Annotated in this window: 16 protein-coding genes; all 16 read left to right on the top strand. The window is 34.5% G+C overall.

Going from position 1 to position 15,482, the window contains the following annotated elements; all coding sequences use genetic code 11:
• Positions 1-12 precede the first annotated feature (12 nt).
• The 16 genes from C1638_RS01405 to C1638_RS01330 all read left to right on the top strand — a co-directional run bounded on the left by C1638_RS01405 (position 13) and on the right by C1638_RS01330 (position 15,291).
• Positions 13-462 (top strand): hypothetical protein, encoded by a 450-nt coding sequence (locus C1638_RS01405; RefSeq protein WP_109617526.1) that lies wholly within the window; start codon positions 13-15, stop codon positions 460-462.
• 9 nt (positions 463-471) lie between these two features.
• Entirely contained in the window at positions 472-918 is a 447-nt protein-coding gene (locus C1638_RS01400) for a DinB family protein (RefSeq protein ID WP_109617524.1), read from the top strand.
• A gap of 81 nt (positions 919-999) precedes the next feature.
• A complete protein-coding gene (locus C1638_RS01395; protein ID WP_109617522.1) occupies positions 1,000-2,202 on the top strand; it encodes a class I SAM-dependent methyltransferase in 1,203 nt (400 codons plus the stop codon).
• A gap of 55 nt (positions 2,203-2,257) precedes the next feature.
• Complete coding sequence (locus tag C1638_RS01390) at positions 2,258-2,533, top strand: hypothetical protein (RefSeq protein ID WP_109617520.1); 276 nt, start codon at positions 2,258-2,260, stop codon at positions 2,531-2,533.
• A 170-nt stretch (positions 2,534-2,703) separates the two neighbouring features.
• Entirely contained in the window at positions 2,704-4,083 is a 1,380-nt protein-coding gene (locus C1638_RS01385; RefSeq protein WP_109617518.1) for a dipeptidase, read from the top strand.
• A 211-nt stretch (positions 4,084-4,294) separates the two neighbouring features.
• A complete protein-coding gene (locus C1638_RS01380; protein WP_109617516.1) occupies positions 4,295-5,209 on the top strand; it encodes a T9SS type A sorting domain-containing protein in 915 nt (304 codons plus the stop codon).
• A gap of 362 nt (positions 5,210-5,571) precedes the next feature.
• Positions 5,572-6,489 carry a T9SS-dependent choice-of-anchor J family protein gene (locus tag C1638_RS01375; RefSeq protein ID WP_109617514.1) on the top strand — a complete coding sequence of 306 codons (918 nt, stop codon included), beginning with the start codon at positions 5,572-5,574 and terminating at the stop codon, positions 6,487-6,489.
• Positions 6,490-6,566: 77 nt separating this feature from the next.
• Positions 6,567-7,271 (top strand): SDR family oxidoreductase, encoded by a 705-nt coding sequence (locus C1638_RS01370; protein ID WP_109617512.1) that lies wholly within the window; start codon positions 6,567-6,569, stop codon positions 7,269-7,271.
• A gap of 152 nt (positions 7,272-7,423) precedes the next feature.
• On the top strand, positions 7,424-8,170 hold the full coding sequence (locus C1638_RS01365; protein WP_047494853.1) for an electron transfer flavoprotein subunit beta/FixA family protein: 747 nt from the start codon (positions 7,424-7,426) through the stop codon (positions 8,168-8,170).
• A gap of 40 nt (positions 8,171-8,210) precedes the next feature.
• Positions 8,211-9,158 carry an electron transfer flavoprotein subunit alpha/FixB family protein gene (locus tag C1638_RS01360; protein WP_109617511.1) on the top strand — a complete coding sequence of 316 codons (948 nt, stop codon included), beginning with the start codon at positions 8,211-8,213 and terminating at the stop codon, positions 9,156-9,158.
• Between the two features lie 181 nt (positions 9,159-9,339).
• Complete coding sequence (locus C1638_RS01355) at positions 9,340-9,939, top strand: bifunctional nuclease family protein (protein WP_109617509.1); 600 nt, start codon at positions 9,340-9,342, stop codon at positions 9,937-9,939.
• A gap of 22 nt (positions 9,940-9,961) precedes the next feature.
• Positions 9,962-11,344 carry a nucleoside permease gene (locus C1638_RS01350; RefSeq protein ID WP_109617507.1) on the top strand — a complete coding sequence of 461 codons (1,383 nt, stop codon included), beginning with the start codon at positions 9,962-9,964 and terminating at the stop codon, positions 11,342-11,344.
• Between the two features lie 295 nt (positions 11,345-11,639).
• A complete protein-coding gene (locus C1638_RS01345) occupies positions 11,640-12,044 on the top strand; it encodes a hypothetical protein (RefSeq protein WP_109617505.1) in 405 nt (134 codons plus the stop codon).
• 2 nt (positions 12,045-12,046) lie between these two features.
• Positions 12,047-12,457: a hypothetical protein gene (locus C1638_RS01340; RefSeq protein WP_109617504.1), complete on the top strand. Its 411-nt coding sequence runs from the start codon at positions 12,047-12,049 to the stop codon at positions 12,455-12,457.
• A 58-nt stretch (positions 12,458-12,515) separates the two neighbouring features.
• A complete protein-coding gene (locus C1638_RS01335) occupies positions 12,516-13,694 on the top strand; it encodes an acetyl-CoA C-acyltransferase (RefSeq protein ID WP_109617502.1) in 1,179 nt (392 codons plus the stop codon).
• Between the two features lie 106 nt (positions 13,695-13,800).
• Complete coding sequence (locus C1638_RS01330) at positions 13,801-15,291, top strand: MFS transporter (protein WP_109617499.1); 1,491 nt, start codon at positions 13,801-13,803, stop codon at positions 15,289-15,291.
• The last annotated feature ends 191 nt before the right edge of the window (positions 15,292-15,482 follow it).

Genomic DNA, 15,482 nt, shown 5'->3' with positions numbered 1-15,482 from the left:
TCATTATACACTATGAAAAAAAAATTTCTAATTTGCCTTTTATTGTGTTTTGGATTATGCTTTTCTCAAACTGAGAAAGATTTATATGGGAAATGGATTGGAACAGATGCTGGTAGCTATGGTTCATTTACATTTTTTTCCGATGGTTATGTAAAAGTAGAACTTAATGGATTGAATATTGATGGTAGAAATCATATAATTTCTGACGGACCCAATAAAGGCAAAGTAGCACATGTAAAATATACTACTGATTTTTCAAAAAAAGTTGTTACATTTAGCTTAATAGCAACCTACTATGATTTCAATAATAAACTTGAAGAAAGTAAATTTTTAAGTGGACTTATTAAATTTGTTAACGAGGATGAATTTCTATTGTTCTTTGATTTTGAAAATAAAAAACCGAAAGATATTGATCCCACGTCTCCAAATGTATTGACATTGCATAAAGATACAAGCTTATAGTTTTTAGTAATGAAAGAAAAACTGATAGATTTATTTGAATATACCTATCATTTCAATGTTGAGATGATTAAAGCGGTCTCTGAAAATAGAGAAATCGTAGATGATAAAACGATCAGTCTAATTAATCATACGCTTAATGCACAACAGATCTGGAATGCCCGGATATTGAGGGAGGTAACCTTTGAAGTCTGGCAGATTAATCCCTTTGAATCTCTGGTAGAAATTAATCACGAGAATTTTCTTAAAAGTATTGATATTATCACCAATCTTGATCTCGAAAAGAGAATAGAATATCAGAATTCAAGAGGAACGAAATTTGAGAACAGTATTTTTGAAATACTTTTTCATGCAGTGAATCACTCTACCTATCACAGAGGGCAAATCAATTCTTTGCTCAAACAGAATGGGATAACCCCTGTATTGACTGACTATATTTTTTATAAGAGAAAACTTTAATATAATGATGCTTCGATTCCATTCAGCATGACATTCTTACAAATTAATTGTAAGAATAAAACAATTAGTATTAGAGATGCCATGCTAAGCGGAATCGAAGTATTCATATTATTATTTACAATCTGGAACAAATCTGTGGGAAACAAACTATTAAACAAAGACGTTCAAAATTATATCAACGCAAATCTAAAGACAGATCTGCACTCATTATTATTGAAAAAATCACCATTTCCGGAGGTTTCCATACAAGAAATCGTACAGCAAATCAAAGGAAAGCAGGTTGCAGAGAAAAAGTTTCCTTTTTTATTAAAAGATGGAATTATTTTCCCTCCACAGCTTAGTTTAGAGCAGTCATCATCTGAAAAGACAGCTTTTTATAAATCTGAAATTTTAAAAGGAAAAAAGTTCATAGATCTCACAAGTGGTTTTGGAATAGACGCTTATTACCTGTCTCAAAATTTTGATGATATTACTTTAATAGAGCAAAATACAGAGCTTTTAGAGATTGTAGAGCACAATTGGAATACATTAGGAAAGCAAGCAAGATTTATTAATCAGAAATTAGAGGACTTTTTAAATGAAAATCAAGAAAGTTTTGATACTATTTATTTAGATCCGGCACGCAGGGACCAAAATAAAAATAAAGTCTTTCTTTTAGAGGATCTTTCTCCGAATATCCTTGAGATTCATGAAAAGTTATTATCAATATCAGATCAGGTTATCATTAAACTTTCGCCGTTAATTGATCTGAAATATCTTGTCTCAGCCTTATCCAATATTTTCAGGATTGATTGTATTGCCCTGAAAAATGATGTAAAAGAAGTTGTGATCTTTTTATCCAAAGAAAATAAGAAAGATATTATTTGCAATTGTGTGAACCTAGAAAGTGGTGAATCTGCTTTTAGCTTCACTTTTGGGGAAGAGGAAAATGCCAAATCAGAGTATTCCGAACCTGAAAAATTCATTTATATCCCAAACAATTCCATTTTAAAGGCCGGAATCTTTAATTTAATATCAGAAAAATTTGGATTGAAAAAACTTCATCCCAATACTCACCTTTATACATCTTCTGAAAAAAAAGAAGAATTTCCAGGACGTATTTTTGAAATGGAAGCTATTGATTCTAAGAATATTAAAAAGAAAGGCCACTTTAATATTATTTCAAAAAACTACCCTCTAAAGCCTGAAGAAATCAAGAAGAAATATGGGTTAAAAGACGGCGGAAATGACTACCTTATTTTTACACAATCCAAAAAAGGGAAAATAATTTTAAAATCAGTATAAAAATGTTGCCGAAAAAAGCAGGATTTCTTAATTTTGGGCAATCTAAAATTTAAGCATGAGAAAATTAATTATATGTTTAGCGATTGCAACGGTAGCTGTAAGCTGTAAAAAAATACCTGCTGGGGGAAATAAAAACACTCTGAAACTAGAAGAAGGAGTAGAAAGATATTCTGATGATGTACAGGGAGAAGGGAAAGCTCACGGACATGAAGCTGCTGCTGAACACAAAGAAGAGGCTGCAAAGCCTGAAGCTGCGGCTCCTAAAAAAGATAGTACTGCTGCTGCAAAGCCTGCTGAAACTACAGAAAAGGCTCCAGAAGCTAAACACTAATTATAAGTATACCATATACAATTGCCCTGTTTCTTTACAGGGCATTTTTATTTAAAAAAATTGGTTCATAGGTAAATTACAAGGAAATAATCTAATTGTTCAGAAAATCCTCTGTTTTTGCTTGGTCCTGCGGGGCTTTTTTTTTAATTTTAACCAAACAAATTTTTACAATGCAAGAGACATTAAATTACATTAACGAAAACAAGCAGCGTTTCGTGGATGAATTATTTGAGTTATTGAGAATTCCTTCCATTTCTGCAGATCCGGCTTATAAAAATGACGTATTGAAGTGTGCAGATGTATGTGCAGAACACCTTAGAAATGCAGGAGCTGATAATGTTGAAGTATGCGAAACAAAAGGATATCCTATTGTTTTTGGAGAAAAAATTATAGATACAAACCTACCAACAGTATTGGTATACGGGCACTATGATGTGCAGCCGGCAGACCCATTGGAGTTATGGAGAAAACCTCCTTTTGAACCTTATATTGAAAAAACTGAGCTTCATCCAGAGGGTGCCATCTTTGCAAGAGGTTCCGCAGATGATAAAGGACAGTTCTTTATGCATGTGAAGGCTTTTGAAGCTATGATGAAAACCAATACACTTCCTTGTAACGTTAAGTTTATCTTAGAAGGTGAAGAAGAAGTAGGTTCTGTAAGCTTAGGAGACTTTGTGAATGAAAATAAAGAGAAATTATCTTGTGATTGTATTCTAATCTCTGATACTCATATCTACAGCAACGAGCAGCCTACTGTTACTACTGGTTTAAGAGGATTAAGCTATGTAGAAGTAGAGGTGGAAGGACCAAACAGAGACCTTCATTCAGGGCTTTATGGTGGAGCAGTTCCAAACCCGATTCATGTACTTTCCAGAATGATTGCTAATCTTATTGATGAAAACGGGCATATTACTATTGACGGGTTCTATGATAATGTAGAAGTTGTATCAGATTCTGACAGAGCTGAAATGAATAAACTGAAGGATAATCCTGAAGAATTCAAAAAATCAATCGGATTAAGTGGAGTAGAAGGAGAAAAAGGGTATACAACACTGGAAAGAGCTTCAATTCGTCCTACTTTAGACTGTAATGGTATCTGGGGTGGTTATACAGGAGAAGGAGCTAAAACGGTTATTCCATCAAAGGCTTTTGCAAAGATCTCAATGCGTCTGGTTCCTTATCAGACTCCGGAAGAAATTACAGAGAAGTTTACAAAGTATTTCGAGAAAATTGCACCAGATACAGTAAAAGTAAAAGTAACTCCTCACCACGGAGGTATGCCTTATGTTCTACAAAGCGATACCAAAGAATTCTTGGCTGCTAAGCAAGCTATGGAAACTGCATTTGGTAAAGAAGTATTGCCATACAGAAGTGGAGGAAGTATTCCGATCACCTCTATGTTTGAAAAGGTTTTAGGAGCTAAGTCTGTATTGATGGGCTTTGGTTTGGATTCTGATGCGATCCACTCTCCAAACGAACATTATGGGTTATTTAATTTCTATAAAGGAATTGAGAGTATCCCATTGTTCTTTGAAAATTATTCAAAGTAATTAAATTCTTAGACTATATAAAATGAGGTGTTTCTGTAAAGAAGCACCTCATTTTTTGCTTTATTTCGAATGGTATCATGTGGTTTAAATAGTGTTTTTAATGGGGATTTAAAATTAAATTCATTGAAATTAAAAGCTTTAGTTATTATTTCATTAAAGATATTTCACTTTATGTGGAAAGTTCTTATTTTTATTCCAAACTTGAAACCATATGAAAACTTATTACTCAATCGCATTTGCCTTGTTTACAGTGCTTTCCTTTGCGCAAACTATTTCCTTTGAAAACAATGAAGGGTTTATAAACGGAAATATTCACGGTCAAGGAGCATGGATCAGTACTCCAACAGGAGGAGTTCCTGAAAATGTAACCCACCAAACCATCAGTGTAGATAATGCAACGCATGGTAACAATTCCCTGAAAATCGTTAGGGAAGCTACTTTCGGAGTGCAATCGGAGCCTATTATTGGTGGTTTTTATAACTTGCCAACACCACTGGATTTTACCAATTTTTCAGTTTCATTTGATATCAATATGTCCCAGATTAATGGATCTGTTTTCGGATTTCAGGCGATGAATAGCCTTGAAGAAAAATATGTTGTAAGAATGGATTTTGATAAAGCAGGAAAGATGAAGATTTTAAATTCCGTTTCAGGTGTTCCGGGGCTGATAGCTACCTCGGTAATTTGGAGCCCCAATACCTGGTATAGAATCAAGGTAGTGGGAACACTTACGGATATTAGATATTACCTTAATGACGTCTTGGTTTATACAGGGGCTTCAGTTTCTGCTTTTAATATTGATCAATTACGATTTGTTCATAATAATGGATTGGGGATAGCATATATTGATAATATTAAGATAAATAGTGAAACAGTGATGTCTGTGAAAGAAACAGGATTTAATAAAAAGGAAATAATACTATATCCTAACCCTGTAGTCGACTTTATACACATCAATTCTTCAAATAAGATCAAAAATATTAAAGTTTATGATCTGGTTGGGAAAAAGATTGATGTTACATTAAATGATGGTAAAGTAGATGTAAGAAATTTACAATTTGGAGAGTATTTATTAAATATAGAAACAGAAAAAGGGAACTTTACCGAAAAATTTATTAAAAAATAATGACCATCACTTTTAATAACAATGAAACGCTTCATGTGGAGCGTTTTTTTGTATAGCACTTTTATTCGTTTGATAATGAGTATAGAAAGATTAAATTCTGACATAGAAGAATCAATTGATTATAAAAATGAATTTAAATTAAGCAAAACATTTGCTTAAATGTAAATTTTTAATATAAATTGATATATGTGTTTATTTTATGTTTTGGATGTCGAGCTTTTTATATATGATGAGTATGTATGTTTTCCTTTAAATTGAAATATATAATTCAATTTATTTCTTTTTTTTATGAAATTTTAATTGTTTATTTGGTTGTATGGTTGGGATTTTATATATTTACAATAATTAAAAAATAATTTATCATGAAGAAAATTTTACTATTGGGAGCCTTTTTAGGACTATGCTCTTTAAATGCTCAAACGGTGTTCAGCTATGGATTCGATGGTGCTTTTCCTGTAGACTGGACGAGAACTAATCAAAGTACTCCTGCTACTACAGTTTTGTGGGGTCCGGGAAGTTTTACTCTTCCTTTAGATGCTGCTATATTTGGTAGTGGAAACGTTAATACCCTTCCTGTAGGACAGGCTGGAGGTGCGAACTCTTTTGCCATTGTAAATTTTAACAGTACTTCAGGGGCTGGGAATATTAGCAATTGGTTAATTACGCCAGTTATTAATGTAAAAGATGGCGATGAAGTAAGTTTCTATTCTAGAAAGGGAACAGATGCGGCTCAGGACTATCCAGATAGATTAGAATTGCGCTATAGTACTGCAGCAACTACAGTGGTTCCTTCTACAGGGGCTACAGATGTAGGTTCTTTTACCAATCTTGGGGTTTCAGTTAATCCAAATTTAGTAGGAGGGTTTGTTTATCCTAAAACATGGACAAAATATAGTTTTGTAATGAGTGGTGTAGGAACTGTTCCTGTTCCTGTGAAGTTTGGCTTTAGATATTTTGTAACTAATGGAGGGCCAAGTGGACTTAACTCTGATATCATAGGACTAGATACGTTCTTGGTTAATAGAGTAAATCTTGGGACTTCTGAAACAGCAGCTAAAAAAGAAAGCCTTACAGTTTCTCCAAATCCAACTTCGGATTACTTATCTATTAAAGGTGGAGAAAAAATCAACAAAGTTGAAGTATTTGATATGGGAGGAAGAAAAGTGGACGTAAACATTGTTGAAAATAAAGTTGATGTAAGAAGCCTTAATGCAGGAAGCTATATCATTAATATTGAAACGAAAGCCGGTAAAACTACCGATAAATTCATCAAAAAATAATACCTGATAAATCTTAGTATCAGTAAAACGCTCCAATTGGAGCGTTTTTGTTATTTTAGAGAAATAAATTGTGAACAATGTCAGAAAATAAAACAGCTTATATCACGGGAGGAACAAAAGGGGTCGGTTTTGGAATCGCCAAAATCTTACTCGAAAATGGAATCTCAGTGGCATTTTCAGGACGAAAAAGTGAGGATGTGCTGAAAGCCGAGGAAGAACTAAAGAAGTATTCAGAAAATGTACTAGGAATTGTATCTGATGTACGAAGCCTGGAAAGTGAAGAAACAGCAGTAAAACATATTACTGAAAAATTCGGACGGCTGGATTATGTGATAGCCAATGCCGGATTGGGAATATTTAAGCCTGTAGACGAGTTGTCTGCTGAAGAATGGAATGATATGATAGAAACCAATCTTACAGGTGTTTTCTATACTTTAAAAGCCTCTGTGGAAGAATTGAAAAAGACAGAGGGTTATTATATTACTATTTCAAGTTTAGCAGGAGCCAACTTCTTTGAAAACGGTACAGGCTACAATGCTTCAAAATTTGGAGTCGTAGGTTTTACTCAGGCAGCTATGATTGATCTAAGAAAATATAATATCAAATCTACAGTGATTATGCCCGGATCAGTAGCCACCCATTTTAATGGAAATATTCCGTCGGAAAAAGATAATTGGAAGATTCAGCCTGAAGATATGGGGAATCTGGTATTAGATATTTTAAAGATGAATTCGAGGGTTTTACCTAGTAAAATAGAGTTTAGGGCAACGAAACCAGCGTAGTAAATACATCTAATGTATTGAATAATAATTTAGTAAGTATTATGCATGCATAATATATTTTTTATTTATATTAGCAAAAATTAAATGAAACAAAATCTCTGCATAAACTGTCATGATTTTATGCATAAAAGAGAAAAAATAAAATAGTACACATGAAAATATTAGTTTGTATTAGTAGTGTTCCGGATACTACTTCCAAAATTAACTTTACAGCAGATAAATCTGCATTTGACAAAAATGGAATTCAGTGGGTAATCAACCCGCTAGATGAATTTGCGTTAACAAAAGCGGTTAAACTTCAGGAATCTCAGGGAGCAACTGTAACAGTAATCAACGTAGGAGATGCTGCTACAGAACCTGTAATCAGAAAAGCTTTAGCAATCGGTGCAAATGATGCAGTAAGAGTAAACCTTGATCCAAAGGATAGCTATTCTACGGCAAAAGAAATTGCTGCTGTAGCTCAAAACGGAGGATATGATCTTATCCTTTGCGGTAAAGAATCAATCGATTATAACGGAGGTTCTGTTCCGGGAATGGTAGCTCAATTGCTAAACCAACCTTTCGTAAATGCATCTGTAGGATTAGACGTAAACGGAAGCGAAGCTACTGCAATTAGAGAAATCGAAGGAGGAAAAGAAACTATTTCTGTTAAATTGCCAGCAATTATTGCAGGTCAAAAAGGATTGGTAGACGAAAAAGACCTTATCATTCCAAACATGAGAGGAATTATGTCTGCAAGAACAAAACCTTTGCAGGTAGTAGAACCTACTTCATCTGAAGTAAAAGTTCAGGGAGTATCTTATGATAGCGTTCCTCCAAGAGCTGCTGTGAAAATGGTTTCTCCAGACAATTTAGATGAATTGGTAAGACTACTTCACGAAGAAGCTAAAGTGATCTAATCATTAATCCTTTAATTTTTTAATCTTTAAATTTAAGAAAATGGCAGTATTCGTATACGCAGAAAATATAAATGGAGTTTACAAAAAAGCAGCTTTTGAAGCAGTTTCTTATGCTAAAGCTGTTGCAGATAAAGCTGGTGACACTGTTACCGCGATCTCTGTAAACCCTACCGATTCTTCAGATTTATTATACAAATATGGAGCATCAAATGTTATCAATATTAAGGACGAAAGTCTTAAAAACTTTTCAGCTAAGGCATTTGCACAAGCTGTAAATGAAGTAGCAGATGGAAACATTATTGTTTTCCCTCACACTACAGATGCTTCTTCAGTAGCACCAATGTTGGCAATTATGAAGAACTATTCTTTAATTACCAATGTTTTGGAAGCTCCAGAAAGCCTTTCTCCTTTTCAGGTAAAGAGAAGAGCATTCTCAGGAAAAGGATTCATGCATGCAAAAGCTGAAGGGAACGGAGTAATTATTACTGTTTCTCAGAACGCTTTTGGAGTTAAAGAAAACGCAGTATCAGGTTCAGAAGAAGTTAAGAACTTATCAGTAGCCAATGAAGATACTAAAGTGATTTCTCACGAACAAAGCTCAGGTAAATTAGACCTTAAAGAAGCAGAAGTTGTTGTTTCTGCTGGTAGAGGAATGAAAGGACCTGAAAACTGGGGAATGATTGAAGATTTAGCAAACGTTTTAGGAGCTGCTACAGCATGTTCTAAGCCTGTTTCTGACATCGGGTGGAGACCTCACACAGAGCACGTAGGGCAAACAGGTAAAGCTATTTCACCGAATCTTTACATTGCAGTAGGGATTTCAGGAGCAATTCAGCACCTTGCCGGAGTAAACTCTTCAAAAACTATCGTAGTAATCAATAGCGACGCTGAAGCACCATTCTTCAAGTCTGCAGATTACGGAGTAGTAGGAGATGCTTTCCAGATTATTCCTGCATTAACAGAGAAAATCAAAGCAATAAAAGGATAGATAAGAAATGGTGAATAGTCAATTCATTTTGCTTGTAAATTTTAGTAATTCACCAGCGAATTAGAATTCACGATTGACCATTGACAATCATATACAATACAATAAAAGCTCGGCTTTCCGGGCTTTTATTTTTGTGTAAAAAAGTGAAATCACAATAAAAAATTAATCTATATTTGTAGCTATGGATTATAAACAGCTAATTATTCGCGGAATATCGTACAGCCAGACACAATCAGGGGCGTACGCATTGTTACTGGAGCATGAAGAAACACACATAAAATTACCTGTTGTTATAGGAAACTTCGAAGCCCAATCTATCTCTCTTGGACTGGAAAAAGATATCCATCCACCGCGTCCCCTTACCCATGACTTATTCACAAAATTTATAGTTTCTACCAATTATGAGCTGGTTTCTGTTATCATTTACCAGATTGTAGATGGTGTATTCTTTTCAAATATTAACTTTAAAAATAAGGTTAACGAAGAAGAATTAATCCTTGATGCAAGAACTTCAGATGCTGTTGCTATGGCCGTGAGATTTGATGCGCCAATTTTTACAACACAGCAAGTGCTAAACGAGGCTGGGATTTTATTAGAATTGGAAGATGTTTCGAAAGAAGAACAGACTTTCTCAGAAACGGTACAAACCGAAGATGCCTTAACATCTCTTTCCATGGAAGAACTTCAGAAATTATTGGATGATGCCGTTAAAGAAGAAGATTATGATACCGCTCTTGAAATCCAGGAGGAAATCAAGAGAAGGAAAAAGAAAATTGACTAAAAAGAGATATTTTATATAGACTATGAATTTAAAATTACGACTGACCATCCTCAGTTTTCTCCAGTTTTTTGTCTGGGGAGCATGGCTGATTACGATGGCAAACTTCTGGTTTGGCACAAAACATTGGGAAGGAACACAGTTTGGAGCTGTTTTCGGAACAATGGGAATTGCTTCCATATTTATGCCTACCATTACTGGAATTATCGCTGACCGTTGGATAAATGCCGAGCGTATCTTTTCAGTACTACACATCCTTTACGGGGTTATACTTTTCATATTGCCGCATTCTGCAGACCCGAATTCTTTTTTCTCGGTAATGCTTGTTGCGATGTGTTTTTATATGCCTACCATTGCCCTAGCTAATTCAATTTCTTACACGATTTTGAAGAATAATAATTTTGATGTAGTAAAAGATTTCCCACCGATTCGTGTATGGGGAACCATCGGTTTTATTGTAGCCATGTGGATTACCAACCTTAGTGGAAATAAAGCGACGGAAGGACAATTTTATATCGGTGGAGCGGTTGCTATATTTCTAGGAATTTATGCTCTTACATTGCCGAAATGTCCGCCTCAAAAATTAATCGATAAAAATTCACCATTATCAGAGCAATTAGGATTAAATGCATTTAAGCTTTTTGGAGACTATAAAATGGCATTGTTCTTTTTGTTTTCAATGCTTTTGGGAGCTGCACTTCAGCTAACGAATGCTTATGGAGATGTATTCCTAAGTGAATTTGCTCACTTTCCGAAATATGCAGATTCATTCGTAGTACAGAGGTCTACAATCATTATGTCAATTTCTCAGGTTTCAGAGACGCTATTTATTTTAGCAATTCCTTTCTTCCTGAAAAAATTTGGTATCAAAAAAGTAATGCTAATGTCTATGCTGGCATGGGTATTAAGATTTGGATTCTTTGCCTATGGAGTTCCGGACGGATTTGGATTATCTTTAATTGTCCTTTCATGTATCGTATACGGAATGGCTTTCGATTTCTTTAATATCTCAGGATCACTTTTCGTAGAGACTACAACAGACAGGAAGATTCGTTCATCAGCACAAGGATTGTTTATGATGATGACCAATGGTTTTGGAGCTGTTTTTGGCAGTTATATTGCAGGTTGGGCTATCGATAAATTCTTTACCCATAAATTTACAACAGCTACAGATCTGTCTACCTATTTAGAAACTACTCCAGATAACCCTACGTTCTTGGGAATTCTGAAAAATAGCTTTAATGCAGTGGTAAACTCTGACGGTAGCCTTTCTTCTGTTGTTATGGTAAAAGATTGGCATCAGATATGGCTTTCATTTGCAATCTACTCATTGGTTCTTGCTATATTCTTTGCGGTTTTATTTAAACATAAGCATAAGCCTGAAGACGTATCTTCAGTGAAGCATTAATTCAATTAAATAATAAAATATAAAATTGCACTTTCGTAAGAGAGTGCAATTTTTTTATTTGAAAACCATTCCATAATTAAGTTTAACTTCTGATAAGCATAAAAAGTGATTTAAAAATTATCGTATCAATAAATCTTATTTTTTAATTATTTAATAAAATACATTTATTATTGTTAAATTTTTAAATCTAAACATGTTTTGTTATAACTAATGATTGTTAGGGAAGTGAAATGTATGTTTAGAAACAGATGATTTAAAAATGTGTTTTTTTTTGTATTTTGGCACTTTAGTAAATATGAAAAATATTCAATTATTAGGATTGTTATTAGTAGTGGTAGGGAGTTTTTTGCCTTTGGTGCATGTTCCTATCATAGGTAACTGGAACTATTGGAAGCTCGATCATTATTTGGCTATTGCATGTTGGATCTTTGCCGCATGTGCCGTTTTTGGAATTGTAAATAACAGTGCAAAAATCGTAAGGTTTTTTGGTATTCTGCTTATTGTTTTATTTGCATTCACCTTGGTAGCTGTCAAAATGCAGTCTTTAGAATACTTCAGCTTTTTACCCTTTAAATCCTGGAGAGAGACCTTTGCAGGAGTTGTTAAACTAAAGTGGGGTTGGGCTGTAGAATTTTTAGGGGCTTTTATGATGGTTTTAGCCGGAAATAGTAAAAAAGTAAATCAACGAACACAAATATAAGTATGAACCTTTTTAAAGTATTTTCAGTTGGGATTTTACTCTTGGCAGGAACACAAGCCAAATCTCAGAAAACTGAGCAGAAAAAGCCAGATAACCCTGTTAAATGTTCCAATATAAAGGAGGGTAAATTTTTACGGGCTAATTATCCGGAAAGCATTTGGTATATGACCATTAAGGATAATGTTCAAACCGAATATTTAAACAATGGTAAAGATTATATAAAATCAACATTGGTTTTTGTAGATGATTGCAACTATAAAGCAATTGTAATGGAAAAAACTGATAAAAATGATCCGGTTCAGATAGGAGATGTTTTTAATAACCAAGTGGTTGCCACACAGGATAATCTTCTTAAAGTCAATATTAAGATTGAAAAATCTGAATTTAACGCAGTTTACATAAAAGTAAAATAAATTTAATTATTAAAATGGAGCAGTAGTTTCATTTTAGCTAAAAATAAAAATTATATACATGAAAGAAGTATTCATTGTTTCCGCAGTAAGAACACCTATGGGGAGTTTTATGGGAAGTTTGTCAACAGTTCCAGCTACAAAACTAGGAGCTACTGCCGTGAAAGGAGCATTAGATAAAATCGGTTTAGATCCTGCTAATGTTCAGGAAATTTATATGGGGAATGTTTTGCAGGCAGGTGAAGGACAGGCGCCAGCTCGTCAGGTTGCTTTAGGAGCAGGTCTTTCAATCAATACACCTTCTACTACCGTAAATAAAGTTTGTGCTTCAGGAATGAAGGCTGTAACAATGGCAGCACAGGCTATCAAGGCTGGTGATGCAGAAGTAATTGTTGCAGGAGGTATGGAAAATATGTCTTTAGTTCCTCATTATTATAATGCAAGAGTTGCTACAAAACTAGGCGATATCAAAATGTTGGATGGTATGGTACTGGACGGTCTTACAGACGTTTATAACAAAGTACATATGGGTGTATGCGCAGAGAAATGCGCAGAGGATTACAGCATCACAAGAGAAGATCAGGATAATTTTGCTATAGAATCTTATAAAAGAGCTGCAAAATCTTGGAGCGAAGGTAAATTCAACGAAGAAATTGTTCCTGTTTCTATTCCTCAAAGAAAAGGAGAGCCTGTAATTTTTGCTGAAGACGAAGAATACAAAGCGGTAAACTTTGACAGAATTACAACACTTCCTACTGTTTTCAAAAAAGAAGGAGGAACAGTAACTGCAGCTAATGCTTCTACATTAAATGATGGAGCTTCTGCATTAATTCTTGTTTCTAAGGAAAAAATGGAAGAACTAGGCCTTAAGCCATTAGCAAAAATCGTTTCTTATGCTGATGCAGCACAAGAGCCTGAAAACTTTACAACTGCACCAGCTAAGGCATTGCCTATCGCTCTTAAAAAAGCAGGTTTGGAAGTATCAGATATCGATTTCTTTGAGTTTAATGAAGCTTTCTCTGTAGTAGGATTGGCAAACAACCAAATCCTTAAATTAGACGCTTCTAAAGTTAATGTAAACGGAGGAGCTGTAGCATTAGGACATCCACTAGGAAGTTCAGGTTCAAGAATCATTGTTACATTAATCAACGTATTGAAGCAAAATAATGCAAAATACGGTGCCGCAGCTATCTGCAACGGTGGTGGTGGAGCTTCTGCTATCGTGATTGAAAATATCTAATATTCTGTTTCAGAATATATTACCATTAAGAAATGTATAATTTTTTTAAAAAATAACCCATTTCTTAATGGTTTTTCTATTTTTGTGCTACTAATATTTAATTGAAATGTCTGAAACTGAGAATCGACAGCCTAAAAACATAAAGAATAATCCAAAGATTATGAAGGCTTGGGCTGTATATGACTGGGCAAACTCCGTGTATTCCCTGGTTATTACCTCTACCATTTTCCCTATTTATTACTCTATCCTTACCACAGCGTATGAGAAAAAGGAATATGTAGCAGAAACAAAAAAGTGGATTGATGTCCCGGTGAGGCATATGATCAAGATCTTCGGAAATGAATACCAACCAGATGCGGTATATGGGTATTCATTAACAATATCATTCTTTATTGTTGTATTGCTGTCTCCATTTTTATCTTCCCTGGCGGATACCATTGGTAATAAAAAATCATTCCTACAGTTCTTCTGCTATTTGGGAGCAACATCTTGTATGGGATTGGCTATGTTCACGGGAATGCATAACGTATTTCTGGGGCTTCTTTTCAGTATCACGGCGAGTGTCGGATTCTGGGGAAGTTTAGTATTCTACAACTCGTTTCTTCCGGATATTGCAACACCTGATAGGCAGGATGCACTTTCTGCAAGAGGGTATGTTTATGGGTACCTAGGATCAGTAGTTTTAGTAGTAATTTGTCTAATATTGATCCAGGTTTTTGCTAAAGGAGCAGCACAACAGCTATTATTCACAAGAATCAGCTTCCTGTTGACCGGTGCATGGTGGTTTGGGTTTTCACAATACACTTTCAAGCATCTTCCTCAGTTTGGGGATGTAAAAGATAAGCTTCCGAAAGATCTTGTGTTACTGAATTACAAGAATATCTTTAAAAAACATGAAGAACAAGGTGGCTTTTTTGAAGTGCTAAAAGATAACATGAGCTTCTACAAGGATATTGCGAAAGAAAGTTTCCATGAATTGTTTAAAGTAGGTGGAGAGCTTTTCAAGGATAGAAACCTGAAATTCTTCCTGTCCAGTTTTTTCTTCTACAGTGTAGGAATGCAGACAATCTTCCTTATGGCAACCCTATTTGGGAAAAGCGAAATCAACCTTGCGCAGGATAAATTGATTGGAACCCTTTTGGTGATTCAGATTGAAGCTATTATTGGTGCTGTTATTTTCTCAAGGTTATCCAAAAAGATAGGAAACAGAAACGTAATCTCAATAGCAATTTTTCTATGGATTGTAGCTTGTTTATGGGCTTATTTCTTAAATAAAGAAAACCCTACAGTAGAATATCAATTCTATGGAGTGGCTGCAGTAGTAGGATTGGTAATGGGAGGTCTTCAGGCTATGTCCAGATCTACTTACTCAAAGTTACTTCCGGAAAACTCCATGGAAAACACTACCTATTTCAGTTTCTATGATGTATTGGAAAAGATAGCGATCATTATTGGTACATTTATCTTTGCAACATTGATTGAGCACTTTAATAACATGCGTATTGCGGCTTTATCCATGACCGTGTTTTTTGGGGCAGGATTAGTATTAATCCGATTCCTGAAAGTTACGATGCGAAAAGACAGAGAAACATTATAAAAAATTAAAAGACGTTATTTTTAACGTCTTTTTTTTGTCGTATTAGATATTTTTAAGAAATAAATATTGAAATATGAAGCTTTTTTTGTATTTTTAAATAGTAATTGAATAGAATAAAAGCAAAACAGTTGATAATTCGGCCTGGCTTTTGCTTATATTCAGCGGAATAATTTTTAACTTTGCAAAAAGAT

Origin of the sequence: Chryseobacterium oncorhynchi (assembly GCF_002899895.1) — a bacterium.
Taxonomy (GTDB): Bacteria; Bacteroidota; Bacteroidia; order Flavobacteriales; family Weeksellaceae; genus Chryseobacterium; species Chryseobacterium oncorhynchi.
This window is presented reverse-complemented; position numbering and strand designations above follow the sequence as displayed.

Excerpts from the sequence above, each read along its gene's own strand:
- C1638_RS01405 (WP_109617526.1), top strand. The coding sequence starts at position 13 with ATGAAAAAAAAATTTCTAATTTGCCTTTTATTGTGTTTTGGATTATGC.
- C1638_RS01400 (WP_109617524.1), top strand. The coding sequence starts at position 472 with ATGAAAGAAAAACTGATAGATTTATTTGAATATACCTATCATTTCAAT.
- C1638_RS01395 (WP_109617522.1), top strand. The coding sequence starts at position 1,000 with ATGCTAAGCGGAATCGAAGTATTCATATTATTATTTACAATCTGGAAC.
- C1638_RS01390 (WP_109617520.1), top strand. The coding sequence starts at position 2,258 with ATGAGAAAATTAATTATATGTTTAGCGATTGCAACGGTAGCTGTAAGC.
- C1638_RS01385 (WP_109617518.1), top strand. The coding sequence starts at position 2,704 with ATGCAAGAGACATTAAATTACATTAACGAAAACAAGCAGCGTTTCGTG.
- C1638_RS01380 (WP_109617516.1), top strand. The coding sequence starts at position 4,295 with ATGAAAACTTATTACTCAATCGCATTTGCCTTGTTTACAGTGCTTTCC.
- C1638_RS01375 (WP_109617514.1), top strand. The coding sequence starts at position 5,572 with ATGAAGAAAATTTTACTATTGGGAGCCTTTTTAGGACTATGCTCTTTA.
- C1638_RS01370 (WP_109617512.1), top strand. The coding sequence starts at position 6,567 with ATGTCAGAAAATAAAACAGCTTATATCACGGGAGGAACAAAAGGGGTC.
- C1638_RS01365 (WP_047494853.1), top strand. The coding sequence starts at position 7,424 with ATGAAAATATTAGTTTGTATTAGTAGTGTTCCGGATACTACTTCCAAA.
- C1638_RS01360 (WP_109617511.1), top strand. The coding sequence starts at position 8,211 with ATGGCAGTATTCGTATACGCAGAAAATATAAATGGAGTTTACAAAAAA.
- C1638_RS01355 (WP_109617509.1), top strand. The coding sequence starts at position 9,340 with ATGGATTATAAACAGCTAATTATTCGCGGAATATCGTACAGCCAGACA.
- C1638_RS01350 (WP_109617507.1), top strand. The coding sequence starts at position 9,962 with ATGAATTTAAAATTACGACTGACCATCCTCAGTTTTCTCCAGTTTTTT.
- C1638_RS01345 (WP_109617505.1), top strand. The coding sequence starts at position 11,640 with ATGAAAAATATTCAATTATTAGGATTGTTATTAGTAGTGGTAGGGAGT.
- C1638_RS01340 (WP_109617504.1), top strand. The coding sequence starts at position 12,047 with ATGAACCTTTTTAAAGTATTTTCAGTTGGGATTTTACTCTTGGCAGGA.
- C1638_RS01335 (WP_109617502.1), top strand. The coding sequence starts at position 12,516 with ATGAAAGAAGTATTCATTGTTTCCGCAGTAAGAACACCTATGGGGAGT.
- C1638_RS01330 (WP_109617499.1), top strand. The coding sequence starts at position 13,801 with ATGTCTGAAACTGAGAATCGACAGCCTAAAAACATAAAGAATAATCCA.